The organism is Burkholderia torrens, assembly GCF_984668525.1.
Genome location: NZ_OZ480211.1, coordinates 3,485,466 through 3,512,147 on the forward strand (window position 1 = coordinate 3,485,466; position 26,682 = coordinate 3,512,147).

The following is a 26,682-nucleotide window of genomic DNA, read 5'->3' on the forward strand; positions in this document are numbered from 1 at the left end:
ACCATGCCGCTCGCCGCCCAGCCCATCCTGCTCACCCCCGGCCCCCTGACGACCTCCGACACCACGCGCGACGCGATGCTGCGCGACTGGGGGTCGTGGGACAGCGACTTCAACGCGATCACCGCGCGGCTGCGCGAACGCCTGCTGCAGATCGTGCACGGCGAAGGCACGCACGAATGCGTGCCGCTGCAAGGCAGCGGCACGTTCTCGGTCGAGGCGGCCCTCGGCACGCTCGTGCCGCGCGACGGCCACGTGCTCGTGCCGAACAACGGCGCGTACTGCCAGCGCATCGCGAAGATCTGCCGCGTGCTCGGCCGCCGGCTGACGACGATCGACTACCGCGAGGATCGCCGCGTCGATCCGGCCGATGTCGAGCGCGCGCTCGCCGCCGATCCGACCATCACGCACGTCGCGCTCGTGCACTGCGAGACGGGTGCCGGCGTGCTGAACCCGCTGCACGACATCGCGCAGGTCGTCGCGAAGCACGAACGCGCGCTGATCGTCGATGCGATGAGCTCGTTCGGCGCGATCGACATCGACGCGCGCACGACGCCGTTCGACGCGGTGATCGCGGCGTCCGGCAAATGCCTCGAGGGCGTGCCGGGGCTCGGCTTCGTGATCGCGAAGCGCAGCGCGCTCGAACGCTGCGAAGGCAACAGCCATTCGCTCGCGATGGACCTGTACGACCAGTGGGTCTACATGCAGCGCACGACGCAGTGGCGCTTCACACCGCCGACGCACGTGGTCGCGGCGCTCGACGCGGCCGTCGCGCAGTACGTCGACGAAGGCGGGCTCGCCGCGCGCGGCGGCCGCTACCAGCGCAACTACCGCGCGCTGATCGACGGGATGCTCGCGCTCGGCTTCCGGCCGTTCCTCGATCCGGCGATCCAGGCGCCGATCATCGTCACGTTCCACGCGCCGGACGATCCGAACTACGACTTCAAGCGGTTTTATCAGGAGGTCAAAAAGCGCGGCTACATTCTGTATCCGGGCAAGCTGACCGAAGTCGAGACGTTCCGCGTCGGCTGTATCGGCCACTTCGGCGAAGCCGGTATTCCGGGCGCCGTCGCGGCGATCGCCGACACGTTGCGCGCGATGGGCGTGAGCCGCGTGTCGGCCGAAGCCGCGGCATGACGGCGTAACACGATGCACCCGGCCGCGTGCGTACGCGCATGCGGCCGCCGGGTTTTGGCTGTGCGCGGCACGGCCCCTTATTGACGAAGCTTCCAATGCGACCCTTCTGGATCGAACAAGCGCTGTTCAACGACGGCGATCTCGCCCCCGCGCTGCAGGGCGCGACGCAGGCCGACGTGTGCATCGTCGGCGGCGGCTTCACGGGGCTCTGGACCGCGATCCAGGCGAAGCAGCAGTACCCCGCGCTCGACATCGCGATCGTCGAGGCCGACCTGTGCGGCGCCGGCGCGAGCGGCCGCAACGGCGGCTGCCTGCTCACGTGGTCCGCGAAATTCCTGACGCTGCGGCGCCTGTTCGGCGAAGCCGAGGCGATCCGGCTCGTGAAGGCCTCCGAAGCGGCCGTGCAGCACATCGCCGAGTTCTGCCGCGCGCACGCCATCGATGCCGAACTGCGGCTCGACGGCACGCTGTACACGGCGACGTCGCGCGCACAGGTCGGCACGCTCGCCCCGGTGCTCGACGCGCTCGCCGCCTGCGGCATCCACAGCTACGAACCGTTGCCGCCCGCCGAAGTCGCGCGCCGCTCGGGTTCCGCGCGCAATCTCGACGGCGTCTACTCGCCGATCGCCGCGACCGTGCATCCCGGCAAGCTCGTGCGCGGGCTGCGCCGCGTCGCGCTCGCAATGGGCATCCGCCTCTACGAACGCACACCGATGCTCGACTTCACGCCGGGGCAGCCGGCCGTCGTGCGCACGCCGTCGGGCAGCGTCACCGCAGGCAAGCTCGTGTTCGCGATCAACGCGTGGATGGCGAGCCGCTTCCCGCAGTTCGAGCGCACGATCGCGGTCGTGTCGAGCGACATGGTGATCACCGAGAAATGCCCGGAGCTGCTCGAGAAGACCGGGCTCGTGGACGGCGTGTCGGTGCTCGACTCGCGGATCTTCGTCTACTACTACCGCACGACGGCCGACGGCCGGCTGATGCTCGGCAAGGGCGGCAACACGTTCTCGTGGCGCAGCCGCATCGCGCCGGTGTTCGACCGGCGCTCGCCGTACGAGGCGCAGCTCACGCATAGCCTGCGCGAATTCTTCCCGTCGCTCGCCGGCGTGCCGGTCACCGCGAGCTGGAACGGCCCGTCGGATCGCTCGGTCACGGGCTTCCCGTTCTTCGGCCGCCTCGACGACGCGCCGAACGTGTTCTACGGCTTCGGCTATTCCGGCAACGGTGTCGGGCCGACCTACATGGGCGGGCAGATCCTGTCGTCGCTCGTGCTCGGCCTCGACAACGCATGGACGCGCAGCCCGATCGTGCGCGGCCCGCTCGGCCACTTCCCCCCGGAGCCGATCCGCTATGTCGGCGCGCACGTCGTGCGCAACGCGATCCGCCGCAAGGAGCGCGCGGAGGACGAAAGCCGGCGGCCTTCGGTAGTCGATACGTGGCTCGCAAAGTTTGCAAGTGCCGCGGGGAAGGCGGACAAGGCGTGACTGCGTCGAGCAGATGACGTGTCGATTCATTTCGAGCATATGCAGACCAGGATCGTCGCGATACGATTCGTGATCTCGCCAATACATATGAAGAAATGATGCGCTTTCTGCTGTTCGCCGCACTCGTCGTGATGGTCGGTGGGTGCTCGAAATATAGAGATGAGAAGTGGACGGCGCTTCGTGAAATGCCGGCCTTCGCCGAACCAAACGACGATAGGACCCAACCGATCTTTACGGTCAGGAAAGGCGAGTCCTGCGCACCCGTGGCGGATCGGGTTGCAAAGGTCTATGCATACACGCTAGTGCGCTGTGAATCCGGAACCGGTTGGGTACTGGACGACTTCTTCAATAAACAGCGCGGCAAATGATCAGCTGCGAAGGATCACCGCATTCGGGCGGACATCGTCAACGTCGAGTGAAGCGTCGGCAGTCATATTCGGCTACACGAACGCGCCGTACGCAGGCCCGCGTCGACCACGCAGGCTGTAATTCAGCCGCTCCGTAGCTTTTCGTCGTCAACGTGCGGGACAGATAACACGTCCACTCACGCGCCCGCCTTCTCCCGCGCCGCCTTGCCCGCCGCAGGCAGCCCCTGCTCATGCGTACGACGCATCCGCGCGAGGCCGTGCGCGACGTGCTCGCGCACGAGCGCGACGGCCTTCTCCTCGTCGCCGCCGGCCAGCGCCTGCACGATCTTGTCGTGCTCGGCCGCGGACACCGAGATCGCATCCTCCTCGGCCTCGATCGCGGCCTGGCGCAGCAGCCCGAGCTGGCGCACGAGGCGCCGGTAGGTATCGGTGAGGTGCGTATTGCCGACGCCGACGACCATCGCGTCGTGGAACTGCACGTTCAGCTCGGTATAGCGCGTGACGTCGTGCGTCTTCGCGGCATCCTTCATCGACTGGATGATGCCCTTCAGCACCTTCAGCGTATCGGGCGAGATGCGCTTCGCGAGCGCGCGGGCGACCGATTCGTCGAGCATCGCGCGCACTTCGTAGATCTCTTCCGCCTCGCGCAGCGGCACGACGCGCACCGTCACGCCGCGGTTCTTCTCGTTGCGCAGCAGGCCGGCCTGCTCCAGCGCGCGGAACGCTTCGCGCACCGGGCCGCGCGACACGTTCAGCTTGGTCGCGATATCGACTTCGTTGAGTTTCTCGCCCGGTGCGTATTCGCCGGAGACGATCGCGCGCTCGAGCATGTCCTGGACGATCATCGCGAGCGACTGGCTTTGCAGGAGTTCGATGGCGCTGAGCGCATTCGGGGAGGTCATGGTCGGGCAGGCAGCGGCGCTGCGGTAGGAAACGAGGGCGCCATATCGGCGAATGATCGTTGTATACCCTCGGCCCGACACATTGTCAACAGTATTCAGTTTCCAAAAGCCAATTTCGCCTGCCGGAATGTACCCGGCGTCCCGGCAGGCGGCGATCGGCGGTCGGCGGTCGCGCGGCGGGTGAGCCTCCCCGCCTCGCGCGACGTGCGGCCGTCAGGCCGTGTGCTTCACCGGCCCCGGATCGCTCTGGCTCGGCCGGCCCGTCTCGACGTGGCCCGCGAAGCGGCGCACGACCTTGTCGTCACCGCCGCGCAGCGTCGTCGCGGTAATCGTCAGATCGTACCAGCCGTGGCTCGACGACAGCGCGAAGTGGTCCTCGACGCGCTCGCCCGGCTCCAGCGTGTAGGTGCGCGCATGCGCATGGCTGTATGCGTTGTCGACCGTGATGCGGCACGTCGCGCGCCCGCTGTTGCGCAGCTGCAGGTACACGTGGCGGTTGCGCACGTCGTAGCCGATCTTCGCTTCCGGGTTCGCGTGGCGGCCGTCCGCGGCGAGCCGCGTGTTGCCCTGGAACTCACACAGATAGCCGTTCGGGCCATAGGCGGCGAGATGGTAATCGCCGCGCGCGGCCGACGTGCTCCACGTGTCGGCGAAGCGGTCGTGCGCGGACACCGCGTAACGGCGCGGCGTCGCCGCCGGGTTGCGGCGGTCGTACACGTAGAACGCGGCGCCCGCGTCACCGGAGTTCGCGAAGTCGAGCGACACGCTGTCGTCGCGGCCATGCACGTGGGCGTGCACGAACAGCTCGTACGGCAGCGCACGCGCCGGACGCGTGCCGGGCTCCTGCGCCGGCATCGACTGCTGCGCGGGCACCTGGTACGCCTGGCCGGCCGTCGCAATGTGCTGCGGCACCGTGAAGCTCACCGTGCGCGTGTCGGGGCGCGCGGAGAAGTCGAATGCCGACGTGAGGTCGCCGCAGATCGACCGGCGCCATGCGCTGATGTTCGGCTCCTTCACGCCGAAGCGCGCTTCGAGGAAACGCAGCACCGACGTGTGGTCGAACGTCTCCGAGCAGACCCAGCCGCCCTTCGTCCACGGCGAGATGATGATCAGCGGCACGCGCGGCCCGAGGCCGATCGGCTGGATGCCGCCCGGGTCGGCGCCCGGCACGAGCGGGCTCATTTCGCCCGGGTACTTGTTCAGGTCGAGCAGCTCGTCGCCGAGGTTCGACAGCAGGTTCGACGACACGATGCCCTGGCCGCCCACGCCGCTCGTGACCGGCGGCACCGGCGGCACGACGTGGTCGAACAGCCCGTCGTTCTCGTCGTAGTTGAGGATGAACACCGTCTTCGCCCACACCTCCGGGTTCGACGTCAGCGCCTCGAGCACCATGTTGATGTAAAACGCGCCGTCGGTCGGCGACGCCTGCGGGTGCTCGCTGTACTTGTACGGCGACACGATCCACGACACCTGCGGCAGCCGGTTCGCCTGCACGTCGGCCTTCAGCTCGGCGAGCGTGTGGTCCGATGCGCCCTTGTCGACCAGCGGGCCGCTCGCGCCCTCCTTCACCTGGAAGCGCTTGAAGAACATCAGCGAGTTGTCGGTGTAGTTGTCGGTCGGGTCGCCCGGGATGCCCGTGCCGCCCTGGTACACCTTCCAGCTGATCTTCGCGTTCTCGAGGCGCTCGGCGTAGGTCGTCCACGTGTAGCCGTTCACGTCGTCGCGCTCGCCGATGCCGGGGCCGTTCGGCGGGTTGCCGTAGATGTTGCGCGGGTCGACCGTGCCGGTCCACAGGTAGATGCGGTTCGGCGCCGTGTCGGCGTGCGCGGAGCAGAAGTACGAATCGCAGATCGTGAACGCGTCGGCCAGCGCGTAGTGGTACGTGAGATCCTGGCGCTTCAGGTAGCCCATCGTCAGCACGTCCTGCTTCTGGTTCACCCACTGGTCCCACTGGCCGTTGTTCCAGGACAGGTGGCCGCTGCTCCAGCCGTGGTTGGTGCCCGGCTGGAATTCGGTCGTCTGCTTCGGGTCGAGGTAGAACGGCAGCACGTACGGCGCCGACGGATCGAGGCCGCGCGAATGGTAGTTCTTCGTGAACACCGACGCCGGCGGCTGTTGCCACACCGGCGCACCGCTCGGCAGCAGGTGCGGGCGCGGGTCGTTGAAGCCGCGCACGCCGCGCAGCCCGCCGAAGTAATGATCGAACGAACGATTTTCCTGCATGAAGATCACGACGTGTTCGACGTCGCGGATCGTGCCGGTGCGATAGGCGGCCGGCATCGCCAGCGCGTTGCGGATCGCGGGCGGGAAGCCCGCGTAGGCGGCCATCGCGCCGGCCGACTGCGCGGCGAGGCGCAGGAAATCGCGTCGATTGTTCGAGGACATGAAGAGAACCCTGTTGTCGATAGGAGTGGGGCGCCGGTCGAGCGGGGCCGGCGGTGGTGCGTTGCCGTTATTACCCCGCACCGGCATGTCCCGGCCGTGACCGGTTACCGCAGGTTTCTTTGGGTGACCCACAGGAATCTTTCGAAGCGGCGCACGACGCGCCTTTCATGCGGCCGACACACGCGCGCGCTACGCTGACGCGCGATACAGAGGGGGAGAAGCCGAGTCGTGTTCGATCAGCTGAAGGCGTTCCACGCGACCGTCCGGCAGGGCAGCATCACGCGCGCCGCGCGCCACCTGGGCGTGAGCCAGCCGACGATCGCCGCGCAGATCCGGCAGGTCGAGCAGGTGTACGGCGTCGAGCTGTTCTACCGCAGCGGCCGCAAGCTCGAGGTGACCGAAACGGGCATCGAGCTGCTGCCGCTCGTCGAGAAGATGATCGCGCTCGAGGCGCAGGCCGACATCATGCTGCGCAACGTCGGCGGCCTGTTCGAAGGCCACCTGCGGATCGGCGCGACGGGCCCGTACTACATCATGGATGCGGTCGGCCGCTTCTCGAGCGCGCATCCATCGATCGCGCTCACGTGCCGGATCGGCAACTCCGAGGAAATCCTGCAGGCGCTGCAGGAGTTCCGCATCGACCTCGCCGTCTCGTCGCAGCGCAACGACGCCGACGGCCTCGAACGCAAGGTGATCTCGACCGATCCGCTCGTGCTCGTCGTGCACCGCAACCATCCGCTCGCGCGGTTCGACGCGATCGATCCGGCACAGCTCGCCGACGTGCGGCTGCTGATTCGTGAAGAAGGTTCGGTCACGCGCCGCTGCACGGAGACGATCCTCGCGACGGCCGGAGTCGCGGCCGTGTCGGTTGCCGAGATCGGCAGCCGCGAAGCGATCCGCGAGGCGATCCTGCACGGCGTGGGCGGCAGCCTGTTTCCGCTCGGCGAGGCCGAGCGCCATCCGGACCTGCGCGTGATCGCGCTGCGCGGCGTCGGCACGACGATCGACGAATACGTGTACTACCTGAAAGCGCGCCGCCAGAGCCCCGCGATCGACGCGTTCCTCGCCTGCATCCTGCCGGACGGTGCCGAAGCGGCCGGCGCGCCCGACCACGGACAACCCGCGCGGCGGGCGAGCGCGCGCTGAGCTGCCGCGCGCTCGCCGGTTCCGCACTCGACTGGCGCTTTTCCCGCGCCTTCCCTCGTGTTTCCTCGTGCCTTCCTTCTGTCGTTGCGCTCACCTCATTTCGGCAGTGCCGGAATCATCCACGTCAGCACGTGCTGCTGCAGGAACACCAGTACGCCGAGCAGCAGCGTGAGGATCACGCTGTGCCAGAAGGTGCGCGCAAACACGACACCTTCCTGCCCTTTCAGGTCCGTCGTCGACACGCCCGTCGCGATGTTCTGCGGCGAGATCATCTTGCCCATCACGCCGCCCGACGAGTTGGTCGCGGCCATCAGCACCGGATCGAGGCCGAGCTGCCGGGCGGCCACGACCTGCAGGTTGCCGAACAACGCGTTGCCCGACGTGTCGCTGCCGGACAGGAACACGGCGATCCAGCCGAGCGACGCGGACACCAGCGGGAACAGCGCGCCCGTCGACGCGACGCCGGTGCCGAGCGTGTAGCTGATCCCCGAGTAGTTCAGCAGGTACGCGAGCCCGACGATCATCATCACCGTGACGATCGCGATCCACGTCTGCCGCCACGTCTTCACCACGCATTCGACGAACGCGCCGGGGCCGGTGCGCGTCAGCGCGGCCGTGACGATCGCCGACAGCAGGATCGCGGTGCCCGTGCCGAGCGGCTGGAAATCCCAGATCGCCGCATACGGCTTGTGATACAGCGACACGTACACGGCGTTGTGCAGGCCCGGCCACTTGATCTTCACGTCGCCGATCGCCGCGATGTTCGCGTGCACCCACACGATCACGACCACCGACACGACGAGCCACGGCAGCCAGCCGCCGAAGCCCGCGCGCGCGGCGCCGGCTGCCGCCGGCACGCTGCGCGCAAGCGCGTATTGCGGATCGGGCTGCGGCTTCCACACCTGCAGGAAGCCGATCGTCACGATCAGCGACGTGAGCGAGGACAGCACGTCGGTGAGCTGGTAGCCGAGGAAGTTCGACGTGACGAACTGCGCGAGCGCGAAGCTGCCGCCCGACACGAGCAGCGCCGGCCACAGCTTCGAGATCGAGCGCAGGCCGCCATACGCGCCGACCACGTAGAACGGCAGCAGCAGCGCGAAGAACGGCAACTGGCGGCCGACCATCTGCGCGAGCGTCGCGGGCGGCAGCGACGTGACCGCGCCGAGCACGGTGATCGGCACGCCGAGCGCGCCGAACGCGACCGGCGCGGTGTTGAACAGCAGCGTATAGGTGAGCGCTTCGAGCGCCGGGAAGCCGAGCGCGATCAGCAGTGCGCTCGTGATCGCGACCGGCGTGCCGAATCCCGAGATCCCTTCGAGCAGGCAGCCGAACGAGAACGCGACGACGAGCAGCACGAGGCGGCGGTCGTCGGGCAGGTTGTCGAGCATCCACTGCCGGAACTGGTCGAAGCGGCCCGACTTCACCGCGATGTTGTACAGCAGCAGCGCGTTGAAGACGATCCACATCACCGGCACGACCGCGAGCGCCATGCCGGCGCCGACCGCGTTGAACGCGAGCCCGGCCGGCATCCCCCACGCGCCGATCGCGACCGCGAGGCCGGCGACGAGCCCGGCGAGCGACGCCTGCCACGCGGGGCGGCGCAGCACGCCGAGCGCGATCAGCGCGACGGCGATCGGAATCGCGGCGACGAGAAACGACAGCAGCAGCGAGTTGGCGACCGGCGTCAACGGCTGCGCGAAGACGATGCCGGGCGGTAGGGCGTCGGTAGGGTTCATCGTGTCTCCAGATGTCGACCCGAGTTGGCGCTTTAGCGCCTACTCGGGTCCCATGCCTTGCGCTGTCGACCCGAGTTGGCGCTTTAGCGCTTACTCGGGTCCCATGCCTTGCGCTGACGACCCGGGCTGGCATGCCGATGCCCCCGGGTTCGGTACAAGGCGATGTCCTGCGGTCACGACCGCGATCAGGCGCTTGCGCACGCAACGACGTTGCACGGCCAACCGATCGGTCGCTTAAAAGAGGTTAGGAGGCGCGTGGCGCTTGTACAAGGGGGACAAGCCCGATGCGCAACGACCCGATACGTCCGCGGCGCCGCACGATGACCGGCGGATGGCGGGCGGCTGTCACGTTCGACAGGAAAGCCGGTCATGCCGTCGCCCGCGCAATGTTGCACGCGCGACAAAGGTGACTGACGGCAACGCGGGTGTTTCGTCCGGCATCCGAAGCCTAGACTGGCTGCATCGATTCCGGCCTGGCCAGAAACGGTGCGGCACCGGAACGTCATGGAGCAATCACGATGAATACGATGAAACACACGGCATGCGCCCTCCTGCTGATGGGCGCGGCCTTCGCCGCCCACGCTCAGGCGGCATCGACGGTGACGCGCGCGCAGGTCCGCCAGGAACTCGTGGAGCTGCAGGCCGCCGGCTATCGGACGAGTCTCGCAAGCAGTCCAGACTTTCCGGAGAACATGCGGGCGATCATGCAGCGTGCCGCGCAGGCGCGCGGCGAGGACGCCGGTTACGGCAGCGACGGCCGGGCGAACGGGGAATCAGGCAAGCTGGCGCTGCCGCGCGCAATCGATCGCGACACGTACGCCCACCACTGATCATTGACGGAACCGGCCCGATCGCACGGCAGAGCGGCGCGACGCGTGCTGCGCCGGCCGCCTGCGATCGTCAGACGCTGAAGCGGTTCAGCGTATACGCGCGGTAGGCCGCCACGAACGCGTCGAACGATCCGGCCTCCTTCGCTTCGAGCTCGGCCTGCTCGGCCAGCGACTTCGCGGCGAGCGCCTGCTCGGTGCGCAGCGTGTCCGCCGACGGCGGATGCGCGCGGAAATGCGCGGCATGCGTTTCGCTCTGCGCGAGCGCGAACGCGAGGAATGACTGGCCGTTTTCGCGCATCGTGCGCAGCACGCGCGCGGACGGCGTGCGCTCCGGATCGGCGAGCTTCTCGCGCTGCGCGGCAATCGCGCGCGCATGCTCGTCGCCGCCGCGAATTTCGTCGAGACGGCGGCCGATGGTTTCGATATCGGCCATCAACTCGTCGGCCCACTGCTGCAGCGTGATCGACTGGCCGTCGCGCGTGAGCGTGAGTCCCGGCTTGCGGCCTTCCATCGTCACGCTGCCGAAGTTCGCGTTCGCTTCCTTGTACGCGGGGCAGTCGAGCGCCGGGCTCTCGTCGAGCGCACACGCGAGCAGGAACGCGTCGATGAAGCGCGCGGTTTCCAGCGCGATGCCGGTCGGCTCGAACGGATCGATGTCGAGGCAGCGTACTTCGATGTACTGCACGCCGCGCGACGCGAGCGCATGCAGCGGCCGCTCGCCCGAATACGTGACGCGCTTCGGCCGGATCGTCGAGTAGAACTCGTTCTCGATCTGCAGCACGTTCGTGTTGATCTGGATCCACTCGCCGTCGCGGTGCGTGCCGATCGCCTCGTACGCCGGATACGGCTCGCTCACGGCCTTCGACAGCGCGTCGAGATAGCCGGGCAGCGTGTTGTAGTCGACGTGCAGCGCGGCCTGGGCCGTCGTGTTCGAATAGCCGAGATCGCTCATCCGCAGGCTCGTCGCATACGGCAGGTACAGCGTATCGGCGTCGAACGTGTCGAGCTTGTGCGGCTTGCCGCGCAGGAACTTCGTGTCGAGCGACGGCGACGCGCCGAACAGGTACATCAGCAGCCAGCTGCGGCGGCGGAAGTTGCGGATCTGCGCGAGATAGCGTTCCGACTGGTAGTCGACGAGCGTGGCCGTCGAGCCTTCGTCCGCATGCAGGCGCCGCCACACTTCCTCGTGAAGCGAGTAGTTGTAGTGGATGCCCGCGATGCACTGCATCGTGCGGCCGTAGCGATACGCGAGGCCGCGCCGGTACACCGTCTTCAGGCGGCCGATGTTCGACGAGCCGTAGTCGGCGATCGGAATCTGATCGTCGGCCGGCAGCAGGCCCGGCATCGAGTCGTTCCACAGCATCTCGTCGCCGAGCGACGCATAGACGTAGCGATGCAGATCGTCGAGGCGTTCGAGCGTGATCGCGGCGTCGCGCTCGGCCGGCGTGATCAGTTCGATCAGCGCTTCGGAATAGTCGGTCGTCAGCGCCGGATGCGTGAGCGCCGAGCCGAGCGCGTGCGGATGCGGCGTGAACGCGATCATCCCGTCGCGCGTCACGCGCAGGCTTTCCTTTTCGATGCCGCGCAGGCCGTCGGGCAGATGCTGCCGCGTCGGGCCCGAGCTCAGCGCTTCGAGACGATTCAGCAGCAGTTCGGACTGGCGGTGAGTCATGGTGTTCGACATGGAGACGCAAGTGCGTGACGGCCGCGCGCAGAATGCCGCGCGCGGCCGGCTGGATTGTTGGTCGCTTCGTTGGTAGCGGGCACTTTAACATCTCGCCGAAACACGCGCTTGAGGTGGCTCCGGGCCGGGTGCGCGGGCTTGAGCGGGCCGCCGGACGGGCCGGCCGCGGTTCTCGAAACACGTGTGACCGGTTCCAGGCGGCGCCGATCGTCACGCCGGTCAGCCGAATTCGTCGGACGGAACGTGGGCAGCAAACAGGTGGCGGCAGGTGCAACCGCGCCACCGAACCGACCGGGACACGACGCGTGCACCTGCATCGCACGCACGGCATCCGGCAGGCGCCGGATTCGAGGAATGGCCGCGACGGCCTGCATCCGGCGGGTAGCCTGAGGAGTCCTGCACGGCCGGCGCAACGGGTTGCATCGCGGCCCGGCCCGGTCGCATCCGGCCGCACGCCGCCGCGTTCACCCGCCGCGCGCGCCGCCCGCCCGGTCGGCCACTTCGTTCCACAGATGCAGTGCCGCATACGCGCGCCACGGCCGCCAGCCTTCGGTGCGGCGCTTCTGGCTGGTGAGCCGGTCGAGCGCCGGATCGCGCGCAGCGATCGACTGCATCAGCACGAGATCGGAGGCCGGCCACGCGTCCGGGTCGCGCCACGCGCGCATCGCGATGTATTCGACGGTCCACGGGCCGATGCCCGGCAGATCGAGCCACGCGCTGCGCAGCGTCGCGAGATCGGCGTGTGCGTGATCGACCGGCACGTCGCCGGCCGCCACCGCGCGCGCCACGCCCGTCAGTGCCGCCACCCGCTTGCCGGGCATCCCGATCCTGTCGAGATCGCACGCGGCCAGCGCGTCGGGCGTCGGGAAACGCCACGCCGGCGCGCCGTCGTCCTCGTGCACCACGCGCTCACCGGCCCGTTCCACGAGCCGGCCGACGATCGTCGTCGCCGCCTTCACGCTCACCTGCTGGCCGACGATCGCACGCACGGCCAGCTCGAACCCCGACCATGCGCCCGGCACGCGCAGCCCCGGCGCGGCCTCGACGAGCGGCGCGAACCACGGATCGCGTGCGAGCCCGCCGCCGATCGCGGCCGGATCGGCGCCGAGGTCGAACATCGTCGCGACGCGCGCGGCGAACGCCTTGTCGACATGGCGCGCAACGGCCCCTTCGACGGTCGCGATCAGGCAATGCTTGCGCGGATGTTTGGCGACGGTGAGCCGGCCGGCATCGCCGTGCAGGTCGACGATGCGGCGATACATGCCGTCGGCAACCTGCTCGACGCCCGGGATCGCGCGCCCGCTGAAGAAGCGCAGCACGCGCGCCCAGTCGTACGGCGCCTTGTAGCGCAGCTCCATCTGCGCGGACGGCGGCACATGGCCGCCGTTCGCGATGGACGTGATCGTTGCTGTTTCGATGCTCAAACCTCACTGCCCTCCGTCACTGCTTCGGGTTCATCGTTGTGGGCATGACGCGCCTCGGACGCGAGCAGCGTCGCCTTGCGGCGCACACCCCAGCGATATCCGGCGAGCGCGCCGCCCTTCTGCACGACACGGTGGCACGGAATCGCGAGCGCGACCGGGTTCGACGCGCACGCGGACGCGACGGCCCGCACCGCGCGCGGCGAACCGAGCGCCTCGGCAATCTCCGAGTAGCTGCGTGTTTCGCCGTACGGAATATGCGTCAGCGCTTCCCATACGCGCTGCTGGAACGCAGTCGGCGCGATGTCGAGCGGCAGGTCGAATGCGTGCCGCGTGCCGTCCAGGTACGCGCGGATCTGTGCGACGAACGGCGCGAGCCGCGCGGACGCTTCGACCAGTTCGGCGCGCGCGAACGCATCCTTCAGCTCGCCGACGAGCGCAGCCGGTTCGTCGCCGAACGCGATCCGGCAGATGCCCTGACCGGTCGCGGCGACGAGCACCGTGCCGAGCGACGTCGACGCGGTCGCATACTCGATCCGCAGGCCTGCGCCCTGGCGGCGGAACGCGGACGGCGCCATCCCGAGCTCGCGCGGCACCGACGCATAGAGCCGCGACGGCGAGTTGAAACCCGCGTCGACGGCCGCCTGCGTGACCGGCTGCCCGCTTTGCAGCGCCTGCCGCAGCGCGGCGCCGCGCTGCGCGGCCTGGTACTGCCGCGGCGACACGCCGACCACGCGCTTGAAGAGCCGCTGCAGGTGGAACGGGCTCACGTGCACGGCGTCGCTCAGTTGCTGCAGCGTGAGCCGCTCGGCATGCGCGTCGAGCACCGCGCATGCGCGGTTGACGATCTCGAGTTCGCGCGGCAGCCCTTCCGGCTGGCAGCGCTTGCACGGCCGGAAGCCGGCCGCGCGTGCGGCCGCCGCATCGGTGAAGAACGACACGTTCTCGCGGCGCGGCTGGCGCGACGCGCAGGTCGGACGGCAGAACACGCCGGTCGTGCTCACGGCATAGAAGAACGCGCCGTCCGCATGCGGATCGCGCTCGGTCACGGCGCCCCAGCGGGCATCGTCGGTCGGATAGGCGGTTTTCATCTGAACCTCGTACGCTTTAGTGTAGATGGTGCCTACTCTAGACATCGGCACATACCGTCGCGCCCTGAATCTTGCTCTGTGATTCGATCGACGAACCGGGGACGCATCAGTTGACAATAAATCCGACGAAACGTGCGCGGCGGCCGCTCCGGCACGATTTTCGTCATCGTCCCGTCACTCTTTTGCTGCAGTGCGGATGCGACAAATCGCCGTCCTGACGTTTTTTTGCAATCGGAATATTGCGTCGCACCATCGCCGTGTGTATAGTTGGAACTGTCTCCTCCATGTCTCCTCCTGATATGGATTAAGCCCGCTCCGCACTGCGTGAGCGGGCTTTTTTTCGTCTGTCGATTGTGCCGCGTTCCGGCCTGCGGCGCAGGCGCGATGCGCCTACACTCGATGCTCGTCGACAGCGAAGGAGTAACCGTTCATGAAGCCCACCATTCGCGGGATCGATCACATCGTGCTGCGCGTGACCGAAATGGCGGCGATGACGCGCTTTTACTGCGACGTCGTCGGCTGCCATGTCGAGAAGGAGCAGCCCGAGCTGGGCCTCGTGCAGCTGCGCGCCGGCGATGCGCTGATCGACCTGCTGACGGTCGGCGGCCCGATCGACCGTCCCGACAGCGGCCCGCCCGGCACGGGGCGCAACCTCGATCACCTGTGCCTGCGCGTCGAGCCGTTCGATCCCGACGCATTGATCGCCCATTTCGCCGCGCACGGCGCGCGGCCGGACGCGCCGGCCGAACGCTACGGCGCCGGCGGCTACGGGCCGTCGATCTACCTGTTCGATCCCGAGGGCAACATGGTCGAAGTCAAGGGGCCGCCGGCCGCGCTCGGCTGAACGCGGCCGGCGCGCGGGCCGTTACGCATCCGCGCGCGCCTTCAGCACCGTCCATTCGACCGCGACCGGATCGTGGTCGGCGCTCGAGATCCATGCGGTGCCGTCCTGCACCGTGCACTGCAGGCGCATCGTGCGCTCCGCGAGCCGCCCGAGCGCGGTCGCGACGCCGTCGGCAAGCGACAGCACCTGCACGTTGCGCAGCCGCTCGACCTTGCTGCGCACGCCCTGCCACCAGATATCCGACGTCTTGCCGCCGTACGCGATCACCGTGACCTGCCCGGCGCGGCCGGCCGCCTTCGAGATGCGCCGTTCGTCGGGCTGGCCGGCCTCGATCCATACGTCGATCGCGCCCGTCAGGTCCTTCTGCCACAGATCGGGCTCGTCGACGTCCGACAGTCCCTTGCAGAATTCGAGCCGCTCGTGCGCGAACAGCGCGAACGCGACGATGCGCACCATCATCCGGTCGTCGGTTTCCGACGGATGGCGCGCCACCGTCAGCGCGTGATCGGCGTAGTAATGCCGATCCATGTCGGCGATTTGCAGTTCGGCTTTGTAGATCGTGGATTTCAGCGCCATGCGGAGTCGGCCCGGGCGGGCATTCGGTTCGGTCGGGCCGTGATGATACCGAATGCGCGCCGCCCGGCGCGTGTCATGCGTACTCCACAGCGCAACGGCCCGGCATCCGCCGGGCCGTGTTCGGTTCGCGCCGCCGGCCCGTCGGGCCGGCGCGCTCGCGCGTCGTGCGACTGCGCGCGGATCGACCGGTTACTGCTTGACGAAGCGCGAATCGGTCCAGAGGCCTTGCTGGTCGCTGTTGTCGGCGCTGACGAACTGCACGTCGCCCTGGTCGACCGACACCACGCGGAAGCGCTGGCCTTCCGGCACCGACAGGCAGCGGAAGTCGTCGAAGTATTGCTGCTTCGCCTGCGACTTGCCGTCACGCTCGTGATTCAGTACGGAATCCAGATTGTCTTTCGACAGGCAGCCCCAGGCGTTCTTCGTCAACTGGATTTCCTGCTTCGGCTTGACGGCCGAATCGCCGCCGGCCTGGGCAATCGACACTGCGCAAAATGCGCCGACGAGGGCAAAAAGGATACCGGTACGCTTCATCATGTTCTGTCTCCAGGCTGCGGGCACCAGGCTTGGGTTAGCTATGCGTTTAAAGATGATCGTGAACCCGCGTTTTTCACTTTAGAAGACCGGCAAACGATAGCAAGCACATTTGTTGTGCGACCGCAATAGCGGCGGATTGTCGCACCCCGTGCGCAGCCCGTTTTTCGCTTGCCGCGCGCCCGCAGCAACGCCCGGCGCGCAGCAGGCAGGCCCGTGACGCCAGGCGCAAAGCGTTGCCAGGCAGGGCTTTCAGGAAAGTTACATTGCGACGATTGAACGGTTTGGATAATCCATTTCGCCATCCGGATCATTTTGATGCGCCGCACATAAAGTCACCCGAAATGATTCAACTTTACTGCGGCGCGGAATCGCAAATACCTGATACAAGAAAAATGCCAGGTATAAGCGAATCCGTATTTATCCGTAGTTCCCCGAATGGTTTCGATGCCCGCGGAATCCCGCCGCGAGCGCTTTTCGTCAGCGTGTTTACCCTGCCTTGTTCGGGCTGGCTTGATGATGCTCGAAATAATCGCGCTGGAAAATGCACATGCGATAGGCGTTGTGATACGCGCCGTTGCCGAAAAACTCCTCCTTCAATTCGGCCTCGTGCTGGAATCCGCATTTCTCGTACACGTGAATCGCCGCCGCATTCGACGTATCGACGATCAGGTACAGCTTGCGCATGTTCAGCACCTTGAATGCGTACTCGATCGCGAGGCGCGTCGCCTGGCCCGCATAGCCGCGCCCCTGGCAGTGCGGCGCGATGATGATCTGGAACTCGCCGCGGCGATGGATGTAGTCCAGCTCGATCAGCTCGACGAGGCCGACCAGTTCGCCTTGCGCATCGACCGCGACGAAACGGCGTTCGCGCTGGTCGTGCACGTGGCGGTCGTACAGTTGCGACAGCTCCGAGAAGGTTTCGTACGGTTCCTCGAACCAGTAGCGCATGATCTTCGCGTCGTTGTTCAGCTCGTGGACGAAGCGCAGGTCCTGGCGCTCCAGCGGCCGCAGCGCGAGCGTGTTGGTATCGTTCTGGAGTTGCATGTTCATGTCCTTTTTGATGCCGGCGCACGTGCGGAATGCCCACGCGGCACGCCCGCGTCCGGGCCCGTTCCGCACTGTAAGAAAATGAACGCGGGCCGGGTTCAGAGCCTAGAATGGGAGCAAGGGTTCCTGCCACCGCAAGGAGGCTATCGTGATCGAGCAAGTCATACTCGGAATATTCCTCGTGCTGCCACTCGTCATCGTCGCGGCGCTGTTTTCCGACGAACTGTGGCAGGAGCACCGGCGCCAGCATCCGCGCGACGAAAACGCACCGCATATCGACTGGAAGCATCCGTGGCGCCGCGTGCGACGCGGTCATTGAGCCGCTTCATCCTCGACGCGCAGCACACGCCGGCCGGGCCATCCCGGGCCCGGTAGCGCGCGGTGCGCCGCCCCTCCGCTTCGATCCGATTCCCGCCCAACCCGCGAGACGCCGCCGTGAACGACAAGCCCGCTGCCCCTGCTCACGATATCCCTCACGAAACGATCGACCTGCAGATCGCCGACGTGCTGGCGGCCGTCCGGTACCCGGCGAACAAGGATGCGATCGTCGATGCCGCGCGCGACGCCGGCGCCAGCAACGAGGTGCTGTCGATGCTCGACGGCCTGCCCGAACAGGACTACGCGGACGTCAATGCCGTCACGCAATGGGTCGCCGGCAACTTCGGCCCGGGGCTCGGCATTTGAGCGGATGGCAATAACGCGATAGGATCGGGCCGCACCGGTCGCGCCGCGATCGGGAGGCGTGCCGCCCGGCGCAAGAACGGGCGTTCGAGCACGCGTGTCCGGGGGACTCCATGGAAGGCATCCTGATCCAGCATACGACGCGCCGTCAGCTCTGGTTCGGCGCGCTGACGGCGCTCGTCATCCTGCTTGCACTCGGGATCGCCGCGCCGCACGCGAACGTCTCGCTGCCGGCCATCGAGCCGTTCATGCCGATGTGCGCGCTCACCGTGTTCACGACCGCGAGCATCGCCGCATTCTTCCTCGGCGCGCAGTTCACCGTCACGCGCCAGCCCGTGCTCGGTGCGCTCGGCGGCGCCTATGCGTTCACCGCGCTCGCCGTCGCGCTGCAACTGCTCACCTTTCCCGGCGTATTCGCGCCGCAGGGCCTGCTCGGCGCGCGCCCGCAAAGCGCTGCGTGGATGTGGGTCTTCTGGCATGCCGGCTTCCCGTGCTTCGTGATGGCCGCGCTGCTCGCACGCGAGCGGCTGACGCGCGCACCGGTCGGCGAGAAAGAGACGCGCCGCTGGACGGTCGCGCTCGTCGGCGGGCCGGCCGTCGCAGCGGCGCTGCTATGCGCGCTCGCGCTGAACGTGTCGCTGCCGCCCGCGTTCCATCCGCCCGGCGACGCGGCCGTGCTGCCCGTCAACGGCATCGCGCTCGTCGTGTGGATCCTCAATGTGCTCGCGCTCGTCACCGTGGTCGTCACCGGCCGGCTGCGCACGACACTCGACCTGTGGCTCGCGATCGCCGTGCTCGCGTGCCTCACCGATACGACGCTGAACCTGCTGGCGACGAACCGCTTCACGGTCGGCTGGTACGTCGCGCGCGTGTTCAGCATGTTCACGCCCGGCGTGCTCGTGTGCGTGCTCGCGTGGGAAGTGACGATGCTGTACCGGCAGCTGTTCGAGGCGCACGCGACGCTGATCCGGTCGTCCGCGCGCGACGGATTGACCGGCGCGTTCAACCGCAGCCACTTCAACGATCATTTCCACACGCTGTTCCTGCAGGCGCGGCGTCAGGGCGAACCGTTGTCGCTGCTGATGATCGACGTCGATCACTTCAAGGCCTACAACGATGCGTTCGGCCACGTGAAGGGCGATGCGTGCCTGATCGCGATTGCGAATGCGCTGGCCGGCGCGGTGCGGCGGCCTGCGGATATCGTCGCGCGCTACGGCGGCGAGGAGTTCGCGATCGTGCTGCCGAACACGGGCGCGCGCGGCGCACGCGTGGTGGCCGACGAAGTGCGCGACGCGGTGCTGCGGCTCGACCTCGAGATGCCGGATTCGCCGGCCGGGCGCGTGAGCGTCAGCGTCGGCTGCGCGACCGTGTCGGCCGACGATCTGTCGACGCCCGATGCGTTGATCGAAGCCGCCGATGCCGCGCTGTATCGTGCGAAGGATACGGGGCGAAACAGGGTCGTCGTCGCCTGAAAACGTCTGCTGTTTGGCTAATTGTTACGGTCATTGTGACCGGAATAATCCGCCGTTACGGATTGCGCAACAGGGAAACGATCGCTTACATCCGGGGTGGGAGGCGCTCGCTATGCTGGGTTTCATATCGAACCCGAGCAGGTGAGTGCCATGAAGAAAACCCTTTTGCTGATTGCCGGTGTCGCCGTGTTGCTGAGCGGCTGTATCGTGGTGCCTGACGGCGGTGGATATTACGGGGATGGGTATTACCACCATCATCGTCATTGGGATTGAGGCGGGTGAAGGTTGCGGCGCTACGGTCGCGAAAAGGTCGGCGCACCGTTGTTGTCGCGAAGGATACGGATGCGTCGATCGCCTTGTTGTCTGCAACGCGATCGATGCGCCGGACTGAAACCCGATCAGGCCGGCCTGGTCAGATCGGCGTGCATCAGGAACACCTGTAGTGCGGCGAGCGTTTCGCCGTGAAGCCGCTCCAGACGCGCATCCTTTTTCCCATCCTTGACCAAGTTGCCACTGGTATCCCGCTTGTACGGCTCCCCCAGCAGTTCGGCCATGTCGAACTGGTAGTACGTGCGATCCCCGTATGGCCGCTTGCCGTCGATGTAGGCCATCGGCCAGAAATCACCTTCGCTCAGCACGTCGTCTATAGCGTCCGCATCGACCGTCCGCCAGTTGGCGCCCCTCAGCACGGCAAGATGCGCGGCACGAAATTCGAAACGGCCCGACGCATCGACACCGCTCCCCTTGAAGGCAAACAGCTTGCGAAGCGCTGGCGGGATCGTGTATCGCCCGGGCGCCAGCGTGCCCGCCGTCGCGACAAACACGGGGACGAGGTGTCCGAGTTCGGCGAGCGTGCGAATGGCGAGCGCATCGTCATTGGTTTTGAGTGCAGCCTTGGCCAACATAATCGTCGACCCTTCGCCGATCAGCGGATGCATCGGATCGATGCCCGGTGCGCCGGATTCGACCGGCACCCACATCACCCGCAACTGCTTCATCAACGCAACGTGGCGCGAGGTCAGGTCGGGAAGAGATGCGCCGTCGGCGAAAACGTCGCGGATGATCGCGTTGCGGTCGGCAGGTCGTGACGACACGGGAGCGCCCGACGCCGCGCGTGCGGCAAGCATCGGGAATGCGGCGAGGGAGGCAACGAAATGTCGGCGGGACAGGGACATGGGTGGTGATCGTTCGGTGATGCCGGATCAGGCTGGCACGCGAGCCGCTATAGATCCACGTCGGGTTAAGTCTTGCTTGAGCCCGACGGAATGTAGCATCAGGACAGCGACCAGCCATCTGACAAGGCTGTCAGGTCGGCGCCGAAGGATCTTCATCGATCAAACCGGCGTCGTTATCGGCGTGATGACGATTCCGGACATTCAATCCCGAACAATTGCTCGATCACGGCATCCGGTCCATCGGGAGATACGTCGAGAGAAACGAAGTCTGACCGCGATAACGAACGCTGCCCGTCTCGAACCGCCTTTTCGCCGTGGGCATTGGCCCGCGTATGGCGCACGGCGCCACGATCGGAAATGTCGGGAAGCGGCATGCCCGGTGGTCCGCCAAACCAACGATATTCGACGATCTTGAGATTGCGATCGACGACGATCCAGATGACGCAACCACTTGGCGTATTTCCCAGTTTCAAGTTGATGTTGATCCGGGACCGCGCGCCGTCGACGAGCGACACCTTGAGCTGAATATGACGCAGGACGCTCGCGCGGCTCATGACGAGGTCGTAGCCGTTCGTGTCAAACTCCGCACGCAGCACTTCGATATCCATGATGTCTCGCTGCCAAAGCCGACGCATGACATCACCGATGAATACATGCTCGACGATGCGCTCCCTCAACACCGAATACGTTGCGTGCTTGGCTCGAACCTCTCGATCCACGCCTTCACTCTCGGACACTTTGTCCTCTTCTCTCATTCGTTGGTGTTTCGCGGGACAAATTAGCGCCGCACAAGCTTCGTGGACGTTAGGCTACCTTGAGCGCCCACTCACTTCCCGATACAAAACCTGCTGAAAATCACCCCCAGCAGATCATCCGAAGTGAACTCCCCCGTAATCGAATTCAGCTGCTCCTGCGCGAGCCGCAGCTCCTCGGCAAACAGATCGAGCGACTGAGCGCGTTGCTCCGCATGATCCGCCGCCTGCGCGAGATGTTCCTGCGCCGCCCGCAGCGCGATCAAATGCCGCTCGCGTGCGAGATACACGCCTTCCGCCCCTGCCTGCCACCCTGCAATCCGCAGCAGCTCCGCACGCAGCATGTCGATCCCGTCGCCGCGCTTCGCCGACAGATGCACCTCCGTCAGGTCGCCCTCGGCCGCCGGATGCTCGACGCATGCCGGCACGCCGGTCAGGTCCGTCTTGTTCAGCACGCGCACCACCGGCACGCCGCCCGGAAACCGCGCCGCGATCACTTCGTCATCGGGCGTCATCCCCGTGCGCGAATCCAGCAGATGCAGCACGACATCCGCGCGCTCGATCTCGCTCCACGTGCGCGCAATGCCGATCCGCTCGACCTCATCCTCCGTCTCGCGCAGCCCGGCCGTATCGATGATGTGCAGCGGAATCCCTTCGACCTGGATCGTCTGCGCGACCTTGTCGCGCGTCGTCCCGGCGATCGGCGTGACGATCGCCAGCTCCGCGCCGGCCAGCGCGTTCAGCAGCGACGACTTGCCGACGTTCGGCTGCCCCGCGAGCACGACCGACAACCCTTCGCGCAGCAGCGCACCCTGCCGCGCATCGCCGAGCACGTGCGCGAGCTGCGCGCGGATCTTCGCGAGCTTGCCACGCGCGTCGGCCGCTTCGAGGAAGTCGATCTCCTCTTCCGGGAAATCGAGCGTCGCCTCGACCAGCATCCGCAGCGTGATCACGTCGTCGACGAGCACATGGATCTGCCGCGAGAACGCACCGTCGAGCGAGCGCCCGGCCGAGCGCGCCGCCGCCTCGGTGCTCGCCTCGATCAGGTCGGCGACGGCCTCGGCCTGCGCGAGGTCGAGCTTGTCGTTCAGGAACGCACGCCGCGTGAACTCGCCCGGCTCCGCGAGCCGCAGCCCGAAACCACGCCCCGCATCGAGGCAGCGCTGCAGCAACAGCTGCATCACGATCGGCCCGCCGTGCCCCTGCAGCTCGAGCACGTGCTCGCCGGTGTACGAATGCGGCGCCGGGAAATACAGCGCGATCCCGCGGTCGAGCGGTGCGCCATGCTCGTCGAGGAACGGCACGTAGCTCGCATGACGCGGTGCGAGCTTCTGCCCGCACAACGCGTCGATCAGCGGCAGCGCGGCCGCCTCGCCGCCGCGCCCGAACGACACACGAACGACCCCGATGCCGCCTCGGCCGGCAGCAGTGGCAATGGCGACGATCGGATCGGAATCGGTAGCGAGCATGGGAATCGGGAAATCAGGATGAAAATGGTGCGCCCGCGCAACAGTTCGGGCATCGGAACGCCGGCATTGTAGCGTGCCGGCTCACACGCCACCGGCCGCCCCGCCGGATTCGGACTCGCCCGAATTTATCCCGCCGGGGATAAGGCAAGTATCAGTCCATCGGGATAACACCGCCATCGCTTCGGACGAGTATGCCTGCCGGAGCGGCCCAACGATTTGCCCCCAAATTCCCATCCCCAATCCGGTCGAGGTCGGGATTCGTCCGAATGAGATATGTTTAGCGCATATGGTTGTCTGAAACGCGTCGAGGGAATTGCACAATCTCCCCCATGCCGACATCCGAAGAAAAAGCCGCGTTCTCGGAACGCCTGAAATTCGCCCTGCGGCGCAGCCCGGAGAAGGTCACCGGTGCGACCGAGCTGGCGAACCGATTCAATCTGCGCCACCGCGGAACGCACCCTGTTTCGCCGCAAACCGCGCACAAATGGCTGACGGGCCGCACGATTCCGACATCGGACAAACTCGAAACGCTCGCCGAGTGGTTGCGCGTCGAAGTGCACTGGCTGCATTACGGGCCGTCGCCGAGCGTGATCGAACACCCGACGCCGCAACCGCTGCCGCGTGACGAGCGCTATCCGCCGACGCCCGAGACGATCGAACTCGCGTCGAAGATCGAGGCGCTGTCCCCGCATCAACGCTACCTCGTGCAGGAACTGGTCGAGCAGTTCTACGGCGATCTGAAACTCGAAGCAAAGAAAGCCTGATCGGGAACGGCACGCGCCGCCGCCGTCGCAGCCTGGAAATAACCGCCGGGAAATGAAAAAGCCGCATGGTCACGAACCATGCGGCTTTTTTTGCGTGCATCGCGGGCGGCTGGCCGCCCGCGCGTGCAACGAGCGTCAGGCTGGCTTCTTCTTGACGCCGCCGAGCTTGCGCGTGATGTAGTACTGCTGCGCGATCGACAGCACGTTGTTCACGACGTAGTACAGCACGAGGCCGGCCGGGAAGAAGAAGAACATCACCGAGAACGCGATCGGCATGAACTTCATCATCTTCGCCTGGACGGGGTCCGGCGGCGTCGGGTTCAGGCTCGTCTGCACGAACATCGACACGGCCATCAGCACCGGCAGGATGAAGAACGGATCGCGCTGCGACAGGTCGTGAATCCACAAAATCCACGGCGCGCCGCGCATTTCGACCGATGCGAGCAGCACCCAGTACAGCGAGATGAACACCGGGATCTGGATCACGACCGGCAGGCAGCCGCCGAACGGATTGACCTTCTCGGTCTTGTACAGCTCCATCAACGCGGCGTTCATCTTCTGCGGATCGCTCTTGAAGCGTTCGCGCAGCGCCTGCATGCGCGGCGTGATTTCCTTCATGCGCGCCATCGACTTGTAGCTGGCAGCCGACAGCGGGAAGAACACGGCCTTGATCAGCACCGTCAGCAGCACGATCGCCCAGCCCCAGTTGCCGACATAGCCGTGAATCTTCTCGAGGAGCCAGAACAGCGGCTTCGCGATGATCGTCACCCAGCCGTAGTCCTTCACGAGCTCCAGGCCCGGCGCGATGCCTTCGAGCATGCGCTCTTCTTCAGGACCGGCGAACAGGCTGGCCTGCACGTCGGCCGATTGGCCCGGCGCAATCGCGGCGACCGGCTGCTTCACGCCGACGCGGTACAGCGTCGGATCGATCTTTTCAGCGTAGATGTCGCGCTTCACGCCCTGCTTCGGAATCCAGGCCGACGCGAAGTAGTGCTGCACCATCGCGACCCAGCCGTTGTCGGCGGAGTTCACGAAGTCGGCCTTGTTCTTGTCGAGGTCGCTGAAGTTGATCTTCTGGAAGTGCTTCGCGTCCGTGTAGACCGCCGGCCCGAGGAACGTATGCGAGAACATCGGCGTTTCGACGGCTGTGTTGTCCCGGACGAGTTCCATGTAGACCGTCGGCGTGACCGGTGCCGTGCCGACGTTGTCGATCTTGGTGTCGACGCCGATCACGTAGCTGCCGCGCGTGAACGTGTAGGTCTTCACGACCTTCACGCCGCCCTTCACCGGCGATTCGAACGACAGCTTCAGCGTGTTCTGGTCACCCGTCAGCGACGTCGAGCCGGGGTTCAGCTGCGTGTAGACGTCGTTGTGGTTTGGGAAATCGCCGCCGAGCAGGCCCGTGCGTGCGAGATACGTGTGGCCGGCCGTGTGGTCGAACAGCGTGATGTACAGGTCGGGCTGCTTGCCGTCGCCCTGCTTCTTCAGCGTCAGCTTCGCGAGCGTGCCGCCGCGCGTGTCGATTTCGCCGTCATAGACGTCGGTCGAGAACTTCACGAGCTGCGCCTGAGCGGCCGATGCAGTGGTCGACGGTGCGGCGCCGGCTGCGGCAGCAGGCACTTCACCTGCGGTCGTCGTCGTCGCGCCCGTGCCCGATGCACCGCCGGCAGCGGCCGCGGGGGCCGTCTGCGTGGCGCTCGGGAAGAACATCGACGGGCGTCCATGGGACCGCTGCCAGTTGTCGTACAGCATGACAGCTGACATGAAGAAGATCACCCATAGGACGGTGCGTTTGATATCCATGCGTTGTCTCAGAGTCGATGGGACCGCGCGTCGGCTTCGCCGCTAGCGCGAGTGTCGGAGTTGGGCGGCGGGACGAGGTCGATGCCGCCCGCGGAAAACGGATGGCATCGGCACACGCGCCTGACGGCGAGATACGTGCCGCGCGCGGCGCCATGATACTGGATTGCCTCGCGCGCGTAATCCGAACAGGAAGGATAAAAACGGCAACGGTTGCCGAGCATCGGGCTCACGGCAACCTTGTAGAAGCGCAGCAAGGCGATCAATACCGTTTCCATACCTTGGGCGGCGCCGTACGACGCCGCGTCAAAACCGGCCGGGCAGGCGCGAACGCCGCACCGGGCACGGATGCGTCACTCGGACGCGGGCTTCGACGCACGGCGGGCGATTTCCCGGACTGCCCTGTCGAGCAGTTCGCGGATCTCGGCCGCGCACATCGCCGCGAGCGGGGCGGAAGCCGCGCTCGGCAGCGCTTTCTTGTCGAAGCGCGTGTGCTGCCGCAGCAGCAGGTCGTAACCGGCGAATTCGGCCCGGCGCAGGCGAAACTGATCGCGCGCCAGCCGCTTCACGAGGTTACGTGTTACTGCACGCGGCGCATACTTCTTGCCGACGACGAGCCCCAGACGCGCGGGCTGACCGGTCGGCTTGCCGTAAATCACGAAGTGCGCGGAGCGCCGCCAGGGACGCAAACGAAAAACGGATGAAAATTCATCCGTTTTCAGAAGTCGCGCAGCTTTCGGGAAGGCGGCTTTCGTCTGCGACGGATTCGCACCCGGCTCGACGGTACCTTCCGCAGGACTGCGGACGGCGGACACAGCGCGCAACCTGCCTTAGATGGCGAGGCGCTTGCGGCCCTTCGCGCGGCGAGCGTTGATGACCTTGCGGCCACCTGCCGTCTTCATGCGGACACGGAAGCCATGGGTGCGCTTGCGGCGCGTCACGGACGGTTGGTAAGTACGTTTCATGATGTTCTCACTTGTTCGAGAATGTCGAAATTCAGGGGACCGCGTGCCCTACCGGAGGCATTCGGGCGAACGCAATCGCCGGGAATACAGGATTGGTTTTCGCGGAACCCGCTATTTAAACCGTTTTTCCGTTGACGGTCAATACTTTAGGAGTCGATCGCCTGTGCACGCCCCGCGCGATCCGGCCCCGCCCCCCACAATCACAGCCTGTGGATAAGTCCCGCTGTGGCCGCTTTTGGCGTTAGAATCTCGCCTTATCTCCAAGAATCCCGCACACCGCTTCGGCTCGCGCCTGCCTCTCCACGACTGTGACGCAGGCGTCCGAGGCACGCTCGCACGACCGCTTCGGGCCTTGTTGCGCAACCGCGACAAGGGCGCCGGCGAGCCGCGCTGTGCACGCAAAAAACGACAGTTACTTG

Annotated in this window: 27 protein-coding genes; 11 read left to right on the forward strand and 16 right to left on the reverse strand. The window is 66.5% G+C overall.

Translation table 11 applies throughout. The features are described 5' to 3' along the window. Positions 1–3 precede the first annotated feature (3 nt). The 3 genes from AC5LXX_RS16210 to AC5LXX_RS16220 all read left to right on the forward strand — a co-directional run bounded on the left by AC5LXX_RS16210 (position 4) and on the right by AC5LXX_RS16220 (position 2,986). Complete coding sequence (locus AC5LXX_RS16210; protein ID WP_493410093.1) at positions 4–1,134, forward strand: 2-aminoethylphosphonate--pyruvate transaminase; 1,131 nt, start codon at positions 4–6, stop codon at positions 1,132–1,134. Between the two features lie 95 nt (positions 1,135–1,229). Then, positions 1,230–2,618 (forward strand): FAD-dependent oxidoreductase, encoded by a 1,389-nt coding sequence (locus AC5LXX_RS16215; RefSeq protein ID WP_493410094.1) that lies wholly within the window; start codon positions 1,230–1,232, stop codon positions 2,616–2,618. Between the two features lie 98 nt (positions 2,619–2,716). Beyond that, a complete protein-coding gene (locus tag AC5LXX_RS16220; RefSeq protein WP_493410095.1) occupies positions 2,717–2,986 on the forward strand; it encodes a hypothetical protein in 270 nt (89 codons plus the stop codon). 176 nt (positions 2,987–3,162) lie between these two features. On the opposite strand, the gene AC5LXX_RS16225 is transcribed toward AC5LXX_RS16220, so the two are convergent. Beyond that, complete coding sequence (locus tag AC5LXX_RS16225; RefSeq protein ID WP_493410096.1) at positions 3,163–3,888, reverse strand: phosphonate utilization associated transcriptional regulator; 726 nt, start codon at positions 3,886–3,888, stop codon at positions 3,163–3,165. 213 nt (positions 3,889–4,101) lie between these two features. After that, on the reverse strand, positions 4,102–6,273 hold the full coding sequence (locus AC5LXX_RS16230) for a phosphocholine-specific phospholipase C (protein ID WP_493410097.1): 2,172 nt from the start codon (positions 6,271–6,273) through the stop codon (positions 4,102–4,104). 228 nt (positions 6,274–6,501) lie between these two features. Between AC5LXX_RS16230 and AC5LXX_RS16235 the strand changes: the two genes are divergently transcribed. Then, positions 6,502–7,419 (forward strand): LysR family transcriptional regulator, encoded by a 918-nt coding sequence (locus tag AC5LXX_RS16235; protein ID WP_493410098.1) that lies wholly within the window; start codon positions 6,502–6,504, stop codon positions 7,417–7,419. Between the two features lie 95 nt (positions 7,420–7,514). Here AC5LXX_RS16235 and AC5LXX_RS16240 read toward each other — a convergent pair whose 3' ends face one another. After that, entirely contained in the window at positions 7,515–9,155 is a 1,641-nt protein-coding gene (locus tag AC5LXX_RS16240) for an L-lactate permease (protein WP_493410099.1), read from the reverse strand. A gap of 518 nt (positions 9,156–9,673) precedes the next feature. Between AC5LXX_RS16240 and AC5LXX_RS16245 the strand changes: the two genes are divergently transcribed. Further along, the gene (locus AC5LXX_RS16245) at positions 9,674–9,985 is read left to right on the forward strand and encodes a DUF4148 domain-containing protein (protein WP_493410100.1); all 312 of its coding nucleotides are present in this window, start codon (positions 9,674–9,676) and stop codon (positions 9,983–9,985) included. Positions 9,986–10,055: 70 nt separating this feature from the next. Here the strand turns inward: AC5LXX_RS16245 and gshA are convergent, their stop codons facing one another. The 3 genes from gshA to ada all read right to left on the reverse strand — a co-directional run bounded on the left by gshA (position 10,056) and on the right by ada (position 14,181). Then, positions 10,056–11,669, reverse strand: a complete 1,614-nt coding sequence (gshA, locus tag AC5LXX_RS16250; RefSeq protein WP_493410101.1) for a glutamate--cysteine ligase — start codon at positions 11,667–11,669, stop codon at positions 10,056–10,058. A 464-nt stretch (positions 11,670–12,133) separates the two neighbouring features. Beyond that, positions 12,134–13,093, reverse strand: coding sequence for a DNA-3-methyladenine glycosylase family protein (locus tag AC5LXX_RS16255; RefSeq protein WP_493410102.1), 960 nt, complete (start codon positions 13,091–13,093; stop codon positions 12,134–12,136). Then, entirely contained in the window at positions 13,090–14,181 is a 1,092-nt protein-coding gene (ada, locus tag AC5LXX_RS16260) for a bifunctional DNA-binding transcriptional regulator/O6-methylguanine-DNA methyltransferase Ada (protein WP_493410103.1), read from the reverse strand. Before ada ends, AC5LXX_RS16255 begins: the two co-directional genes overlap by 4 nt. A gap of 430 nt (positions 14,182–14,611) precedes the next feature. Between ada and AC5LXX_RS16265 the strand changes: the two genes are divergently transcribed. Continuing rightward, positions 14,612–15,025, forward strand: coding sequence for a VOC family protein (locus AC5LXX_RS16265; protein ID WP_493410104.1), 414 nt, complete (start codon positions 14,612–14,614; stop codon positions 15,023–15,025). A 21-nt stretch (positions 15,026–15,046) separates the two neighbouring features. Here AC5LXX_RS16265 and AC5LXX_RS16270 read toward each other — a convergent pair whose 3' ends face one another. From AC5LXX_RS16270 to speG, 3 genes are all read right to left on the reverse strand, one after another. Further along, a complete protein-coding gene (locus tag AC5LXX_RS16270; RefSeq protein ID WP_493410105.1) occupies positions 15,047–15,601 on the reverse strand; it encodes a YaeQ family protein in 555 nt (184 codons plus the stop codon). Positions 15,602–15,790: 189 nt separating this feature from the next. After that, the gene (gene sap1 / locus AC5LXX_RS16275) at positions 15,791–16,138 is read right to left on the reverse strand and encodes a surface attachment protein Sap1 (protein ID WP_034190197.1); all 348 of its coding nucleotides are present in this window, start codon (positions 16,136–16,138) and stop codon (positions 15,791–15,793) included. A gap of 486 nt (positions 16,139–16,624) precedes the next feature. Further along, entirely contained in the window at positions 16,625–17,182 is a 558-nt protein-coding gene (gene speG, locus AC5LXX_RS16280) for a spermidine N1-acetyltransferase (protein WP_493410106.1), read from the reverse strand. Positions 17,183–17,333: 151 nt separating this feature from the next. Here speG and AC5LXX_RS16285 point away from each other — a divergent pair, with 151 nt between their 5' ends. The 4 genes from AC5LXX_RS16285 to AC5LXX_RS16300 all read left to right on the forward strand — a co-directional run bounded on the left by AC5LXX_RS16285 (position 17,334) and on the right by AC5LXX_RS16300 (position 19,611). Next, positions 17,334–17,504: a hypothetical protein gene (locus AC5LXX_RS16285; RefSeq protein WP_006489933.1), complete on the forward strand. Its 171-nt coding sequence runs from the start codon at positions 17,334–17,336 to the stop codon at positions 17,502–17,504. Positions 17,505–17,620: 116 nt separating this feature from the next. After that, the gene (locus tag AC5LXX_RS16290; protein WP_059232870.1) at positions 17,621–17,869 is read left to right on the forward strand and encodes a DUF2795 domain-containing protein; all 249 of its coding nucleotides are present in this window, start codon (positions 17,621–17,623) and stop codon (positions 17,867–17,869) included. Positions 17,870–17,979: 110 nt separating this feature from the next. After that, positions 17,980–19,338 (forward strand): GGDEF domain-containing protein, encoded by a 1,359-nt coding sequence (locus tag AC5LXX_RS16295; RefSeq protein ID WP_493410107.1) that lies wholly within the window; start codon positions 17,980–17,982, stop codon positions 19,336–19,338. Between the two features lie 150 nt (positions 19,339–19,488). Further along, entirely contained in the window at positions 19,489–19,611 is a 123-nt protein-coding gene (locus AC5LXX_RS16300) for a hypothetical protein (protein WP_256976788.1), read from the forward strand. Positions 19,612–19,736: 125 nt separating this feature from the next. Here AC5LXX_RS16300 and AC5LXX_RS16305 read toward each other — a convergent pair whose 3' ends face one another. The 3 genes from AC5LXX_RS16305 to mnmE form a co-directional block, all read right to left on the reverse strand. Continuing rightward, a complete protein-coding gene (locus AC5LXX_RS16305) occupies positions 19,737–20,513 on the reverse strand; it encodes a hypothetical protein (protein ID WP_493410108.1) in 777 nt (258 codons plus the stop codon). 173 nt (positions 20,514–20,686) lie between these two features. After that, positions 20,687–21,268, reverse strand: a complete 582-nt coding sequence (locus tag AC5LXX_RS16310; protein ID WP_493410109.1) for a hypothetical protein — start codon at positions 21,266–21,268, stop codon at positions 20,687–20,689. A 71-nt stretch (positions 21,269–21,339) separates the two neighbouring features. Then, entirely contained in the window at positions 21,340–22,734 is a 1,395-nt protein-coding gene (gene mnmE / locus AC5LXX_RS16315; protein ID WP_124456942.1) for a tRNA uridine-5-carboxymethylaminomethyl(34) synthesis GTPase MnmE, read from the reverse strand. 329 nt (positions 22,735–23,063) lie between these two features. Here mnmE and AC5LXX_RS16320 point away from each other — a divergent pair, with 329 nt between their 5' ends. Beyond that, entirely contained in the window at positions 23,064–23,498 is a 435-nt protein-coding gene (locus AC5LXX_RS16320; protein WP_034190192.1) for a transcriptional regulator, read from the forward strand. A gap of 135 nt (positions 23,499–23,633) precedes the next feature. Here AC5LXX_RS16320 and yidC read toward each other — a convergent pair whose 3' ends face one another. From yidC to rpmH, 4 genes are all read right to left on the reverse strand, one after another. Beyond that, on the reverse strand, positions 23,634–25,301 hold the full coding sequence (gene yidC / locus AC5LXX_RS16325; protein WP_493410110.1) for a membrane protein insertase YidC: 1,668 nt from the start codon (positions 25,299–25,301) through the stop codon (positions 23,634–23,636). An 8-nt stretch (positions 25,302–25,309) separates the two neighbouring features. Next, the gene (yidD, locus tag AC5LXX_RS16330; RefSeq protein ID WP_059232865.1) at positions 25,310–25,576 is read right to left on the reverse strand and encodes a membrane protein insertion efficiency factor YidD; all 267 of its coding nucleotides are present in this window, start codon (positions 25,574–25,576) and stop codon (positions 25,310–25,312) included. Positions 25,577–25,651: 75 nt separating this feature from the next. After that, entirely contained in the window at positions 25,652–26,113 is a 462-nt protein-coding gene (rnpA, locus tag AC5LXX_RS16335) for a ribonuclease P protein component (RefSeq protein ID WP_059232864.1), read from the reverse strand. A 15-nt stretch (positions 26,114–26,128) separates the two neighbouring features. Further along, positions 26,129–26,263 carry a 50S ribosomal protein L34 gene (rpmH, locus tag AC5LXX_RS16340; protein ID WP_004198824.1) on the reverse strand — a complete coding sequence of 45 codons (135 nt, stop codon included), beginning with the start codon at positions 26,261–26,263 and terminating at the stop codon, positions 26,129–26,131. Positions 26,264–26,682: the final 419 nt, after the last annotated feature.